Source organism: Chryseobacterium sp. BLS98 (genome assembly GCF_001045445.1).
Taxonomy (GTDB): Bacteria; Bacteroidota; Bacteroidia; order Flavobacteriales; family Weeksellaceae; genus Chryseobacterium.
Genome location: NZ_LFNF01000001.1, coordinates 53572 through 67778, shown reverse-complemented (window position 1 = coordinate 67778; position 14207 = coordinate 53572). Strand labels below are relative to the sequence as shown.

At 38.4% G+C, this 14207-nt stretch carries 12 protein-coding genes; 4 read left to right on the top strand and 8 right to left on the bottom strand.

All coding sequences use genetic code 11. The annotated features are described in order from the left end of the window. Positions 1-7 precede the first annotated feature (7 nt). From trpS to ileS, 7 genes are all read right to left on the bottom strand, one after another. Positions 8-976, bottom strand: a complete 969-nt coding sequence (gene trpS, locus ACM40_RS00290; RefSeq protein ID WP_048500888.1) for a tryptophan--tRNA ligase — start codon at positions 974-976, stop codon at positions 8-10. A gap of 167 nt (positions 977-1143) precedes the next feature. Beyond that, positions 1144-1788 carry a vancomycin high temperature exclusion protein gene (locus ACM40_RS00285; protein WP_048500887.1) on the bottom strand — a complete coding sequence of 215 codons (645 nt, stop codon included), beginning with the start codon at positions 1786-1788 and terminating at the stop codon, positions 1144-1146. A gap of 16 nt (positions 1789-1804) precedes the next feature. Next, positions 1805-2443, bottom strand: coding sequence for a lipoprotein signal peptidase (locus ACM40_RS00280; RefSeq protein WP_048500886.1), 639 nt, complete (start codon positions 2441-2443; stop codon positions 1805-1807). Continuing rightward, a complete protein-coding gene (locus ACM40_RS00275; protein ID WP_048500885.1) occupies positions 2443-2628 on the bottom strand; it encodes a DUF2683 family protein in 186 nt (61 codons plus the stop codon). The genes ACM40_RS00280 and ACM40_RS00275 overlap by 1 nt, the downstream gene beginning before the upstream one ends. Positions 2629-2647: 19 nt before the next feature. Continuing rightward, the gene (locus ACM40_RS00270) at positions 2648-2893 is read right to left on the bottom strand and encodes a DUF6576 domain-containing protein (protein WP_048500884.1); all 246 of its coding nucleotides are present in this window, start codon (positions 2891-2893) and stop codon (positions 2648-2650) included. An 80-nt stretch (positions 2894-2973) separates the two neighbouring features. Further along, complete coding sequence (locus ACM40_RS00265) at positions 2974-3354, bottom strand: TraR/DksA family transcriptional regulator (RefSeq protein ID WP_034726982.1); 381 nt, start codon at positions 3352-3354, stop codon at positions 2974-2976. 59 nt (positions 3355-3413) lie between these two features. Next, positions 3414-6803, bottom strand: coding sequence for an isoleucine--tRNA ligase (gene ileS, locus ACM40_RS00260; protein ID WP_048500883.1), 3390 nt, complete (start codon positions 6801-6803; stop codon positions 3414-3416). 428 nt (positions 6804-7231) lie between these two features. Here ileS and ACM40_RS00255 point away from each other — a divergent pair, with 428 nt between their 5' ends. Together ACM40_RS00255 and ACM40_RS00250 are read left to right on the top strand one after the other, a co-directional pair. Next, positions 7232-8920, top strand: coding sequence for a M23 family metallopeptidase (locus ACM40_RS00255; RefSeq protein WP_048500882.1), 1689 nt, complete (start codon positions 7232-7234; stop codon positions 8918-8920). An 85-nt stretch (positions 8921-9005) separates the two neighbouring features. After that, entirely contained in the window at positions 9006-10298 is a 1293-nt protein-coding gene (locus ACM40_RS00250) for a phenylacetate--CoA ligase family protein (protein WP_048500881.1), read from the top strand. A gap of 200 nt (positions 10299-10498) precedes the next feature. Here the strand turns inward: ACM40_RS00250 and ACM40_RS00245 are convergent, their stop codons facing one another. Further along, a complete protein-coding gene (locus tag ACM40_RS00245; protein ID WP_048500880.1) occupies positions 10499-11749 on the bottom strand; it encodes an NAD(P)/FAD-dependent oxidoreductase in 1251 nt (416 codons plus the stop codon). A 97-nt stretch (positions 11750-11846) separates the two neighbouring features. Here ACM40_RS00245 and hutH point away from each other — a divergent pair, with 97 nt between their 5' ends. Together hutH and fabG are read left to right on the top strand one after the other, a co-directional pair. After that, entirely contained in the window at positions 11847-13367 is a 1521-nt protein-coding gene (hutH, locus tag ACM40_RS00240; RefSeq protein WP_048500879.1) for a histidine ammonia-lyase, read from the top strand. A 76-nt stretch (positions 13368-13443) separates the two neighbouring features. Continuing rightward, positions 13444-14175 carry a 3-oxoacyl-ACP reductase FabG gene (fabG, locus tag ACM40_RS00235; protein ID WP_048500878.1) on the top strand — a complete coding sequence of 244 codons (732 nt, stop codon included), beginning with the start codon at positions 13444-13446 and terminating at the stop codon, positions 14173-14175. Positions 14176-14207: the final 32 nt, after the last annotated feature.

Genomic DNA, 14207 nt, shown 5'->3' with positions numbered 1-14207 from the left:
TATTATTTTAAAGCCCTAAGCTTGCTCTTACTCTTTTCATGGTTTCCGTAGCAACTACTCTTGTTTTTGCCGCACCTTCCTGAAGTTTAGCTTCCAATTCGTCCAGATTGTTCATATAGTAAGCAAACATTTCTCTTTCTTTTGCAAAACGAGTTAAGATCAGATTCAGCAGCTCTAATTTAGCATGTCCGTAACCGAAGTTTCCAGCCAGGTATTTAGCTCTTAGTTCCTCCGTCTGTTGAGGAGTTGCGATCAGCTCATAAATGGCAAAAACCTTATCTGTTGCAGGGTCTTTCGGCTCTTCCAAGGCCTTAGAATCGGTTTCGATGCTCATTACCTGCTTTTTCAGTTCCTTTTCAGGCAAGAAAATATTAATGATGTTCCCCATGGATTTAGACATTTTACGGCCATCTGTTCCGGGAACATATTTTGTGTCTTCCTGAAGTTCAGACTGAGGGAGTACAAAAACTTCTCCCATCTGATTATTAAACCTTGAAGCAACATCGCGGGCAATTTCCAGATGCTGAAGCTGATCCTTTCCTACGGGAACAATCTCTGCATCATATAATAAAATATCGGCAGCCATTAAAATAGGATAGGTAAACAGCCCGGCATTTACATCCTGAAGCCTGTCTGCCTTATCTTTAAATGAATGGGCCAGTGTTAATCTCTGATAAGGAAAAAAACATGATAAATGCCAAGAAAGTTCACAGGTTTCAGGGATATCACTCTGTCTGTAAAAATATGTTTTTTCCGTATCCAGTCCACAAGCAAGCCAAGCCGCAGCAATCTCGTAGGTATTCTGTCTCAGAACCTGTGCATCTTTAATCTGGGTTAAAGAATGAAGGTTCGCAATAAATAAAAATGATTCATTTCCTTCCTGCTTGGAAAGTTCGATAGCAGGAATAATTGCCCCAAGAAGGTTTCCAAGATGGGGGGTTCCGGTGGCTTGAATGCCGGTAAGAATTCTTGACATTTGTTTAAATTATTTATAAAATTAATGAATTGCAAATTTAAATTAATTCTCCCACAGAATACATAGATGTTTGCTTAAAATTAAAATCCGGAAAAGTTTTGGCTAAAAAAGACTTAGAAATCTTTTTGAATCATCATATTAAATCTGCTTTATCAGCAAGAAAAAAATTAAGGAATCAAAATCTTTTCTCCTCCGAATTTCGGCTGTACTCCGAAAAGCAGGTCCCAGTATACTTTTGTCTTTGCCAGGTATTCTCTCAGGTTGGTCTTTAAGCCTGCGTATTTATTGACATCATTGGCGTTATATCCGAAAGCTTCGATTCCGTTTTTTTTAGCCAGAAAAACGGCCCTTTCATTATGAAATTTCTGTGAAATAATTACCAGCTTATTCTGCCCGAAGATCTCTTTGGCCCTGACAACGGAATCCAGGGTTCTGAAGCCGGCGTGATCCATCACAATCCTGTCTTTTGGAATGCCGTATTTCATTAAAGTAAGCTGCATGTCTTCAGGCTCATTGTAATCTTTAGTGCTGTTGTCACCGCTTACGATAATGTATCTGATTTTTCCGCTTTTATAAAGATCTATAGCGGCCTGTATTCTGTTGTAGAAATAAGCATTGGGCATGCCGTTGTTCAGATTCTTCCCGGTCCCAAGCAGCAAGGCGACTTTGGTTTCCGGAACATCGGAAATATTGTAAGAAACAAAAGCGCTGCTTTCTTTTCTGATGCTGTAGTTGGCCCATGCTATAAAAAGAATTCCTGCTACAAGAAGAAGCAGGAAAATTTTAAAAATATTTTTAATAACTTTTTTCATCCGGAATACTGCTTTTTTAAAACTCAAGTCCGTTAGGGAAAGCTTTTTTTCTGAATATTAATAGTAAAGCGGCTCCTACTGTAATAGCAGAATCGGCTACATTGAAAATATATTTGAAGAACTCAATATGCTTTCCTCCGATTATAGGCCAATTGTCGGGAACGTACCAGTCTACTAAAGGAAAATGAAGCATATCTACCACACAGCCTTTCATGAAAGCAGAATAACCCTGGCCGACCGGAACAAATTTGGAAATTCCTCCATATCCGATCCATCGATCAATGCTTGGGTCGTAGACTGTTCCGCTGTCGAAGATCAGTCCGTAGAACATTCCGTCGATAAGATTTCCGATAGCACCGGCAAAAATAACAGCCATTGGGATCAGAAGATAATTGGATGCTCCCTGCTGCAGCCATTTCTTGAACATATACACCATTCCGCCGATTAAGAAAAGCCTCAGGATTACCAGGAAGTATTTCCCGATAATTCCTCCGAAATGAAGGCCGTAAGCCATTCCCGGATTCTCTACGAAAGTCAGTTTGAATCCCGGAAGAACGTTGACGCTGTCATCAAGGTTGAAATGGGTCTTGATATAAATTTTTGAAGCCTGATCAATTAACAATACTAAAAATGTTATAGCTAAGATCTTTTTCATTACAGTCCTTTTGGTTTAGAAGGTTTTTCCGGGTTTTTCTTGTCGAAAATTTTCTTCGCCACTTTTTCCGAATGGAAAGTATTTTTGGTGTGAGCCTTTTCAAATTTAATGTTCATTTCCTTTAAGACGCTTTTCAGTGCGCTCAGTTCCATAGGATTTTTAGGATGTACTATGATAGATTCCATTTCTTTTCTGTTTTATATATTACATTTTGGACAGCTCGTCAAGTCTTTTTCTGTCTTTTGCAGAAAGATCATTGATTCCGTTTTTGCCCATCTTACTCAAAAGTCTGTCGATTTCCTTTTCCCTTTCGCGTTTGTCGGAGTTAAACTGATCATCAATGGTGTAGTTTTTATGTCTGTCGGGGAAAAATCTTTTTTTGATCCATTCCCTATTGAAAAACACTAAAACTGCAGCAACAATAATTGCTAAGATCAATACTTGGCTCATGGGTATACATTAAAAATTAGGTTTATAAAGTATCCTCGAATACGATATAAACCCAATATTATTTTTACAAACCTTACGGCTTATTTCTGCATATTTTTCGCTTCAATGCTCAGCGTAGCATGAGGAACGGCTAAAAGTCTTTCCTTAGGAATCAGCTTTCCGGTTACTCTGCATACACCATAGGTTTTATTTTCGATTCGGATCAAAGCATTTTTAAGATCACGGACGAATTTTTCCTGACGTCCGGCCAGAATAGAGTTCTGCTCCTTGCTTAACGTCTCTGCACCTTCTTCAAAAGCTTTGAATGTAGGAGAAGTATCATCGGTTCCATTATTCTGGTCATTGATAAAGCTCTCTCTGATCAGCTGAAGATCTCTTTCTGCTTTTTCTATTTTTTCTTTTATAATTGCCTTAAATTCCTGTAAATCAGCGTCGCTGTATCTAACTCTTTCGTCTGACATATTCTTTTCTCTTTTTTAATAAAATTATGAAATGGAATTTGAAATACATTAACTATATGTTAATTTTTTTCAACATTAACCTTAAAATTAACCTCATCTATTTCGATTTCGTTAAAATTTGAAAGTGAAGATACAATTTCTATTTTATTTGACAAGACCTCTGAGGAAATATATTCCTCATTTTTCTTAACATCTTCAAGGAAAGGAGAATTCTCTTCGATGGAGATCTTAATTCTGTCTGTCAGTTCAAAGTCTTTATCTTTTCGCAGGTTCTGAATTCTGTTGATGAACTCTCTTGCGATACCCTCAGATTTTAATTCTTCAGTTAACGTCAAATCTAATGCCACAGTTGTTTTTCCGTCGGAAGTTACCGTCCATCCCGGAATATCTTTTGTAGAGATTTCAACATCATCAGGGGTGATTTCATAACCCTGGATATCTATTTTTCCTTCTTTTTCAAGGCTTGCAATTTGTTCCGCATTCATCTCAGCAATTGCTCCGCCTACGGTTTTCATATCTTTTCCTAACTTAGGCCCAAGAGCTTTGAAATTTGGTTTGATCTGTTTTACAATTAAATGTGATGCTTCTTCCGCATTGATTAACTGTAATTCTTTAACATTCACTTCCTGCTTGATCAGATCTGCAACGGCCAGAATCTGCTCTTCCGTTTTAGAATCAAGAACCGGTACCAATACTTTCTGCAATGGCTGGCGAACTTTTACATTTTCTTTCTTTCTTAAAGAGAAAACCATACTTGTGATGTTCTGTGCCAGATGCGTTTTTTCTACAAGATCCTGATCGATCAGACTTTCGTCTGCAACAGGGAAATCTGTTAAATGTACAGACTCACCTTTATCTTTTCCTGTTACTTTATTTAAATCCTGATATAGCTGATCCATAAAGAATGGAGCAATGGGTGCGGATAATTTCGCAACAGTTTCAAGACACGTATATAAAGTCTGGTAAGCAGAGATTTTATCATCAGAATAATCTCCCTTCCAGAAACGTCTTCTGCACAGTCTTACATACCAGTTGCTCAGGTTGTCATTCACAAAGGTGCTGATGGCTCTGGCTACTCTTGTCGGTTCGTAATCTTCGTAGAATGCTTTTACTTCTTTGATTAAAAGGTTCAGCTCGGAAAGGATCCATCGGTCGATTTCCGGACGGTTTTCCACTTCTCTTTCAGAATAATTGAATCCGTCTACATTAGCATATAGTGCAAAGAATGAATAGGTGTTGTAAAGTGTTCCGAAGAACTTTCTTCTCACCTCATCAATTCCTTCGATATCAAATTTCAGATTTTCCCAAGGATTTGCATTCGAGATCATATACCATCTTGTAGCATCCGGACCGTATACTGAAAGTGTTTCAAACGGATCTACCGCATTTCCTAAACGTTTTGACATTTTCTGACCGTTCTTATCCAGAACAAGCCCGTTACTCATAACATTTTTATAAGCTACAGAATCAAAAACAGCTGTTCCGATCGCATGAAGCGTATAGAACCAACCACGAGTCTGGTCAACACCTTCTGCGATAAAGTCAGCAGGGAATGCCTTGTTATTATCGATCATTTCCTTATTCTCAAACGGATAATGCAGCTGAGCGTAAGGCATAGATCCTGAATCGAACCAAACGTCGATCAGATCACTTTCACGGTTCATTGCTTTACCTGAATCTGAAACAAGAACTACTTTATCCACTACATTTTTGTGAAGGTCAACCAGTTCATAGTTCTGCTCAGACATATTTCCGATCACAAAACCTTTGAACGGATTTTCTTTCATTAATCCCGCAGCAACCGATTTTTCAATCTCATTGTAAAGTTCCTCTACAGATCCTATAATTTTTTCTTCCTTAAGATCCTCAGTTCTCCAGATCGGTAATGGGATACCCCAATATCTTGAACGGGAAAGATTCCAGTCGTTTACATTTTCAAGCCAGTTGGCAAAACGTCCTTCTCCGGTAGCTTTTGGCTTCCAGTTGATTTCTTTGTTTAAATTAACCAGTCTGTCTTTTACAGCTGTCATTTTCACAAACCATGAATCCAAAGGATAGTACAATACAGGTTTGTCAGTTCTCCAGCAGTGTGGGTAACTGTGAACGTATTTTTCAACCTTGAAGGCTTTATTTTCAGTTTTTAAAACAATGGCGAGTTCCACATCCCATGACTTCTCAGGAGCAGTTCCGTCATCGTAATATTCGTTCTTAATGTACTTTCCTGAAAATACTTCAGGTACATTTTCTCCTTTGATGAATTTACCCTGCAGGTCTACAAGAGGAACAAGGTTGTCATTCTCATCTTTTACCAACATTGGCGGAATTCCGTTTTCTTTTCCAACTCTGGCATCATCTGCACCAAAGGTAGGAGCGATGTGAACGATACCTGTACCGTCCTCAGTGGTTACGAAATCCCCGATGATCACTCTGAATGCTTTTTCAGGTGAATCGTTAGGAGTAAACCATGGGATCAGCTGCTCATATTGAGTCCCAGCCAATTTTTCTCCGGTGAATTCTTTGATTACTTTGAAAGGAATAGCTTTAGTTTCCGCAGTATAACCTGCGAAATCTTCGTCAGTTCCTTCAGCGTATTTTTTACCGAATACTTTAGGTAAAAGAACTCTGGATAAAACAATCGTTATTGGCTCAAATGTGTATTGATTGAATGTTTTAACTAAAACATACTCAATATCTCTTCCTACTGCCAAAGCTGTGTTGGAAGGTAAAGTCCATGGAGTAGTGGTCCATGCTAAAACATGCACATCTCCATCCACATCATTAAACAGTTCAGACGTTTCTTTTTTCGCTTTAAACTGTGCCACAACCGTTGTATCCGAAACATCACGGTACGTTCCCGGCTGGTTCAGCTCATGGGAAGAAAGTCCGGTTCCTGCTTTTGGAGAATAAGGTTGGATCGTGTAGCCTTTGTACAATAATTCTTTATCATACAATTGCTTCAGCAGCCACCAAACCGTCTCCATGTATTTTGACTTGTAGGTGATATACGGATCATCAAGGTCTACCCAGTATCCGATCTTTTCCGTAAGGTTATTCCATACGTCTGTATATCGCATAACCGCTTCACGGCAGGCTTTGTTGTAGTCTTCAATAGAGATTTTTTTGCCAATATCTTCTTTAGTAATTCCTAATTCCTTTTCTACGCCCAGTTCCACAGGAAGTCCGTGTGTATCCCAGCCTGCTTTACGGAAAACCTGCTTCCCGTTCTGCGTCTGGAAACGACAGAAAATATCCTTTAATGCTCTGGCCATAACGTGGTGAATTCCGGGCATACCGTTTGCTGAAGGTGGACCTTCATAAAAAACAAACTCGGCATTACCCTCGCGAATCTCAACACTTTTACCGAACGTTTTATTCTGTTTCCAAAACTCCGATACATTCTCGGCTATGTCAATAAGGTTGAGGTTTTTGTATTCTTTAAATTGGCTCATTGTAAATATCTCAATATCGTTGATTAATTAAGTCTGCAAATTTAGTGATTTTTGTCGGTTTATAATATATGTTTTATTTAGCTTATATCTATTAAAAAGTTCAATTTCAGAAATATAAATACGGAATGGAGTTTAAAGGTGAATGATGAAGAGTGAATAAGTGAATTTTTCTTGCGGTTTACCCTGTTTTTCATGATTGTTTTATTCAATAGAAATAGGCTTTAGCCCGCTTAAAAAATGTATTACATTCATCAGGCTTCAGCAAAATTTAAAATAAAACTCCATGGTTTTTCACAAATGGCATATTTTTCACAGCATCATATGTGTAAATCCGTGTAATCTGCGGTTAAAAAGATTAAACCGTAAAATTTCTATTCGCGATACTATAAAATTTTGTAATTTCAATAGATCCCAAAACCAAATGTCGTATGAAAATTTTCTGCAAACTCATCTACGTTGTTTATTTTCTCAATTATTTTGTAACATCGGCACAGAATAATTATCCACAAAATTATTTCCGCAACCCGCTGAACATCCCCATGCAGCTGGTTGCCAATTTTGGAGCTGTCCGGGCTAATCATTTTCATATGGGATTAGATTTGCGGACCAACAGTCAGGAGAATTTGACAGTTGTTGCAGCTGCAGACGGATATGTAAGCAGGATAAAAATAGAGCGCTACGGTTTTGGAAATGCAGTGTATATTACTCATCCCAATGGTTACACCACAGTTTATGCCCATCTTAATAAATATTTCGATCAACTGGATGAGTATGTAAAAGAAAGACAGTATAAAGACGAAAAATGGGAGCAGGATATCACATTTTCTCCAGGGCAGTTTCCTGTAAGCAAAGGCCAAACTATTGCTTTGAGCGGAAATACCGGAGGTTCAGCGGGACCACATTTACACTTTGAAATCAGGGATACTAAAACGGAAGAATGCATCAATCCTTTGCTTTTTGACTTTAATATCCCGGATCGCGTTGTTCCTACGATCAGCGGATTGTATTGGTATGACCGCCGTTTCAGTACCTATGAGCCGGGAGCAAATGGAATCCCGGTTAAAAAAGCCGGAAATGGGTATACAACAGATATTATCCAGGTTACTTCACCGGAAATAAGCTTTGCAGTTAAAGCTGTGGATAAAGCCAATCAGGGATTTAATCTTGGAATTTATCATGCAGAACTGTTGATGGATGGCCAGCTGATCTATAGCTTTTCTATTGATAAAGTGAGCTATGATGATACCCGTTATCTCAATGGATGTATAGATTACACAAAATTTTCAAGAGATAAAATGAGCATCCAGCATTTATCTGAATTGCCGGGAATGAAACTGAAAAATTACAATTCATCCGGTAAAACAGGAATTATTCATCTTGAGGATGACAGTGTTCACAGTATTGAAATTATTTTAAAGGACGTTAACGGAAATACAAGCAAGCTGGTTACTAAAGTTCGTTATGCTGTGAATTCGCAGCAGGTAACTCCTTCGGATCAATTGGTGAAACCGGATGAAGCAAAAACAGTAAATACCGAAAATGCGACAGTAAATCTTAGTAAAAATGCAGTATATGATGCGGTGAACTTTAAAATGTATGAAAAGCCGGCTTCCTATCCGGCCGCGATTTCCAATACTGTTGTTCTGGAGACACCATACATTCCGGTTCATGATTATTTTACACTGAAAATAAAGCCCAACAGGAAATTATCAAATGAAGAAAAGAATAAACTGGTCATGCTGTTTGATTACGGAAGTGATATGGATGCCGTAAAAGCAAAATGGAACGGAGACCGTGCGGAGGCAGAATTTAACAGACTCGGTACGGCAGTTCTGCTGCTGGATGAAAGTTTGCCTTCTGTTTCTGCGAATTGGAAAGAAGGAGTCCTTATAAACAGTAGCTCTTTACGGTTGAAAGGAACAGCTAAAGTGGGTGACATTGCTTCATTCCGGGCCGAGCTGGATGGGAAATGGCTCCGTTTTGCCCGTGTAAAAGACGATTTTGTTTATGTTTTTGATGAAAAATGTCCAAAAGGTTCAGGATTGCATACTTTAAAGGTTATTATAACCAATACGGCAGGAAATACTAACACACAAACTTTTACTTTCCAGCGGTAAAATGATAACGGTCAGTAATTGTTAAATCTTTTAATCATTCAATCTTTTAATTTTAAATAAATTTGTCTTTTAAAAATTACAATCATTGGAATTCTATCCGGCCATCGAAAAATCAGGTATCCAGGAAATAAAAAAGTTTCAGGAGCAAAAGCTTCAGGAGCTTCTGGCTTATCTTGAGAATCATTCACCCTTTTATCAGAAATTATTCAAAGAAAATAATATCAATCCTGCAGATATCCGGACATTGGAAGATCTGCAGAAGATTCCGACCACTACAAAGAATGATCTGCAGCAATACAATCAGGATTTTTTCTGTATTTCACAGGACAAAATTGTAGACTACAGTACCACTTCAGGAACTTTGGGCGATCCGGTCACTTTCGGATTGTCTGACAATGACCTTGAAAGGCTGGCCTACAACGAGGCTATTTCTTTTGCGTGCGCAGGTATTCAAAAAGGAGACGTTGTTCAGATGATCACTACTATCGACAAAAGATTTATGGCAGGTCTGGCTTATTTTTTAGGACTAAGAAAAATGGGAGCCAGTGTGGTAAGAATGGGCCCCGGCATTCCCGAGCTTCAGTGGGACTCTATTTTCAGATATCAACCCAAATACCTGATCACAGTGCCGTCTTTTCTTCTTAAAATGATAGATTATGCTGAAAAAAACGGGCTGGATTATAAAAATTCAAGTGTTTACGGAGCCGTATGTATTGGGGAAAGTATCAAGAATCAGGATTTTACCGACAATATTCTTTCGCAGAAGATCAAAGAAAAATGGAACATTAAATTATTTTCAACCTATGCCTCCACAGAAATGAGTACCGCCTTCACGGAATGTGAGTTTCAGATTGGAGGCCATCATCATCCTGAGCTTATTATCACTGAAATTTTAGATGATAATGAAATTCCGGTAGAAGAAGGAGAAAATGGAGAATTAACAATCACTACATTGGGAGTGGAAGCTATTCCTTTGCTTCGTTTTAAGACTGGAGACATTGTAAAAGCCCATTATGAGCTGTGTCAATGTGGAAGAAACACCATGAGACTTGGCCCTGTTGTCGGAAGAAAACAGCAGATGATTAAATATAAGGGGACGACACTTTATCCACCTGCGATGAATGATATTTTAAATGATTTCAATACTATTTTATGTTATCAGATCGTGATTCAGTCTAATGAAATAGGGTTGGATGAAATTATTATCAAACTGAGTACAGAACAGGATCATGAAACTTTCGTCAATGAAGTTCGCGATCATTTCCGTGCAAAATTGAGAGTAAGTCCTAAAATTGAAATCATAGATTTTGATATCCTTTCCAAGACCGTTTTCAATCCAAACAGCAGAAAACCCATTACATTTATAGATTTAAGATAAAAACCCAGCACAACCATGAAAAAAATATTTTCTTATCATTTTAGTAACTCTTTTCACAGACTTGACGGCGCAGAGGGTAAGGGTAGTTTCCGGCGATTATAAATTCCTGAAGGATGAAGTTACGGGTAAAAAACTCGGGGCGGAAATAAAGAAAGTACTTAAATAAAACAAAAAGGGTCTGAAAATATTCAGACCCTTTTTTATGATTGTTCCTGCTGTTTCTCCATTTTGATGAGGTTCGCAAGGTTTTTAATGACTGTATCGTGTTTTCTTACAAAAGGATTGTCCTTATTCCAGACATAACCGGCCAGAACTGCACATATTTTTCTCTTCACATCTTCATTTTCAGGCCTGTGGAAAAATAATTCCTGAAGATTTCCCGTATACCATTCCTTCACATAGGTGGTGAAAACATCCACGCCATAAAGAATATAATCCGTGTACTCTTTCTGCCAGTCGATTTGTTCGCCATTAAGCTGCCTTAAAGCTAATTTTGCGGCAAGCATCCCGGATTCTGTGGCAAATGCCATTCCTGATGAAAAAACAGGGTCAAGGAATTCAGAAGCATTCCCGGTAAGGGCATATCCGTCTCCAAACAGCTGCTTTACCGAGCAGGAATAATCTTTCAGATGTCTTGGTTCAAAAAGAAAATTCACATCGCCAAAACGTTTTACATAATAGTCAGAAAGAGAAATAGCTTTTCTTAATGCTTCCGTTGCATCACCGTTTTCAGATAGTTTTTCAATATATTCTGTAGGACCTACAATTCCCACACTCGTATTTCCGTTGGAAAAAGGAATCACCCAAAGCCATACTTCAGTTTCGATGATATCAAAAGAAATAAGAGTACCTTCTTCACCTTCTTCTCTGTTAATGTCCTCTACGTGAGAAAAAATGGCAGAATGAGGAGACAGTTTAGAAGGTTTTTCAAGATCAAGCAATCTGGGCAGCACTCTTCCGTAGCCACTGGAATCAATAACGAATTTAGCATGGATCTCCTTCGTTTCGCCGTCCTTATTTTTTACTGTGATAACAGAATCTGTACCGTTGAATCGGATATCAATGACTTCCGTTTCAAATTCAAGATCAATTCCTTTGTTGATGACTTCCTGGGCCAGTGTATTATCAAAATCAGCTCTGGGAACCTGCCAGGTCCAGTCCCAGCCCTCTCCGAATTTATCACTAAAATCAAAAATGCAGACTTCATTGCCTCTTAAAAACCGTGCTCCCAGCTTTTTTTCGAAGCCCATTTTATCCAGAGCCGGAAAAAGACCTGCTTCATCAAAATGATCCATTACCCTGGGAATTAAGCTTTCGCCCACAACCAGTCTTGGGAATTTTGTCTTTTCAACAACCTTTACGTTGACATTGTTCTTCTTTAAGTATGAAGAAGATACGCATCCGGAAGGTCCAGCACCGATTACGAGAACGTCAACAAATTCTTTGCTCATCTTGATTTTTTATTTTAATAATAACTTCTATCTTTGCCGCTAAATTAGTGACAAATAATTAATATTTTACAAAATTAGCAACTATTACTTTTAATTGATGAAAATAAATAACTTTTTAGAACTGAAGGATTTTCAAAAAATTATCATTGAGAACGGAAAAATTGAACTGGACGAATCACTTTTGGATAGAGTAGAAACGAGTTTTCAGTTTTTAAAGGAATTTTCGAAAAATAAAGTAATATATGGGGTCAATACTGGTTTCGGACCAATGGCCCAGTTCAAGATCAGTGATGAAGATACCCACCAGCTTCAGTATAACCTGATCAGAAGCCATTCTTCAGGAATCGGGAACCCATTGCCTGCAGAGGAAGTAAAAGCATGTATGCTGGCCAGGTTGAATACCCTTTCCCTTGGAAATTCAGGTGTTCATCAGTCTGTTATTCATCTGCTTAAAGAATTGATCAACAGAGATATTACACCGTTGATTTTCGAACACGGAGGGGTAGGAGCAAGTGGTGATTTGGTACAGCTTGCCCACCTTGCTTTAGTCCTGATTGGAGAAGGTGAAGTTTTTTATAAAGGCGAAAGAAAAGCCACAAAAGAAGTTTTTGCAACAGAAGGATTGGAGCCGATCAAAGTAGAAATTCGTGAAGGTTTGGCTTTGATGAACGGAACTTCTGTTATGTCCGGAATAGGAATTGTTAACGCATACAAAGCGAGTCAGTTAACAGATATTTCCATCAGGCTTTCATGTGCCATCAACGAAATTGTTCAGGCTTATGATGATCATTTATCAGAAGCTCTGAACGGAACCAAAAAACATTATGGTCAGCAGAAAGTGGCAGAAAGAATGCGTGAACACTTGGCTGACAGTAAGCTGATCAGAAAAAGAGAAGATCATCTTTATACCCACTTTGAAGAGCAGGAAAAAGTATTTAAGGAAAAAGTTCAGGAATATTATTCTTTAAGATGTGTTCCTCAGATCCTGGGACCTGTTTTAGATACTTTGGAGTATACTGAGAAAGTTCTTGAAAACGAGATCAATTCAGCTAATGACAACCCAATTATTAATGTAAAAGACAAACATGTATATCATGGGGGGAATTTCCACGGAGACTATATTTCGCTGGAAATGGACAAGCTAAAGATCGTTGTTACCAAGCTGACCATGCTGGCGGAAAGACAGCTGAACTATCTCTTAAATGCAAAGATCAACGAAATCTTGCCTCCCTTCGTAAATTTAGGTAAATTAGGCTTTAATTTTGGAATGCAGGGAGTACAATTTACGGCAACATCTACCACTGCAGAAAGCCAGATGCTGTCGAATTCCATGTATGTTCACAGTATACCTAATAATAATGATAATCAGGATATTGTAAGCATGGGAACCAATGCTGCGGTAATCTGCCGGAAAGTGATTGAGAATGCATTTGAAGTATTGGCGATTGAGGCCATTACTATTATTCAGGCAGTTGAATATCTTGGTTTTCAGGATAAAGTATCATCTTCTACCAAAGAATTGTATGACGAGATAAGAAAAATCATTCCTGCATTCTCAGATGATATGGTGATGTATCCGTATCTGGAAGAGGTGAAGAAATATTTAAAGGCTATGTAATTATCCCTGATAATGAATTGTCATAAAGGAAGAATAGGATTTAACTTAAAAAAACTAATAAAATAAACACTAACACATGAAATGTGCAATTGTCACAGGCGGCTCCAGGGGAATTGGAAGAGCAGTCTGTATAAAACTGGCGGAAGAAAAAAACTATCATATACTCATCAACTACGCTTCTAATGAAACCGCGGCAAAGGAAACTTTGGCTAAAGTAGAAGAGCTTGGAGCTACAGGAGAAATCCTTAAATTCGATGTAGCCAATGCTGAAGAAACCTTGAATGTTTTAACGGAATGGCAGGACAAAAACCCTGATGCCATTGTTGAAGTGATCGTAAACAATGCCGGTATTACAAGAGACGGATTATTCATGTGGATGCAGAGGGAAGACTGGAACAGTGTGATCAATACAAGTCTGAACGGATTTTTTAATGTAACCAACTTCTTTATCCAGAAGCTTCTACGCAACAAATATGGGAGAATTATTAATATGGTCTCTGTTTCCGGGGTAAAAGGAACCGCAGGACAAACTAATTATTCTGCAGCAAAAGCAGCTTTGGTAGGTGCTACAAAAGCACTGGCCCAGGAAGTTGCCAAGAGAAATATTACGGTAAATGCGGTGGCTCCAGGATTTATCAGAACAGATATGACCCAGGATTTTAATGAAGACGAGATGAAAACAACGATCCCTGCCAACAGATTTGGAGAGGCCGAAGAAGTAGCAGATCTTGTAGCCTTTTTAGCTTCCAGGAAAGCTTCATACATTACCGGGGAAGTAGTGAACATCAACGGGGGAATTTATTCATAAATCAGGTAGCAGATAAAAGGTAGCAGTGCAAC

Coding starts and splice junctions, on each gene's coding strand:
- trpS (WP_048500888.1), bottom strand. CDS start 976: ATGTCAAGAATTCTTACCGGCATTCAAGCCACCGGAACCCCCCATCTT.
- ACM40_RS00285 (WP_048500887.1), bottom strand. CDS start 1,788: ATGAAAAAAGTTATTAAAAATATTTTTAAAATTTTCCTGCTTCTTCTT.
- ACM40_RS00280 (WP_048500886.1), bottom strand. CDS start 2,443: ATGAAAAAGATCTTAGCTATAACATTTTTAGTATTGTTAATTGATCAG.
- ACM40_RS00275 (WP_048500885.1), bottom strand. CDS start 2,628: ATGGAATCTATCATAGTACATCCTAAAAATCCTATGGAACTGAGCGCA.
- ACM40_RS00270 (WP_048500884.1), bottom strand. CDS start 2,893: ATGAGCCAAGTATTGATCTTAGCAATTATTGTTGCTGCAGTTTTAGTG.
- ACM40_RS00265 (WP_034726982.1), bottom strand. CDS start 3,354: ATGTCAGACGAAAGAGTTAGATACAGCGACGCTGATTTACAGGAATTT.
- ileS (WP_048500883.1), bottom strand. CDS start 6,803: ATGAGCCAATTTAAAGAATACAAAAACCTCAACCTTATTGACATAGCC.
- ACM40_RS00255 (WP_048500882.1), top strand. CDS start 7,232: ATGAAAATTTTCTGCAAACTCATCTACGTTGTTTATTTTCTCAATTAT.
- ACM40_RS00245 (WP_048500880.1), bottom strand. CDS start 11,749: ATGAGCAAAGAATTTGTTGACGTTCTCGTAATCGGTGCTGGACCTTCC.
- hutH (WP_048500879.1), top strand. CDS start 11,847: ATGAAAATAAATAACTTTTTAGAACTGAAGGATTTTCAAAAAATTATC.
- fabG (WP_048500878.1), top strand. CDS start 13,444: ATGAAATGTGCAATTGTCACAGGCGGCTCCAGGGGAATTGGAAGAGCA.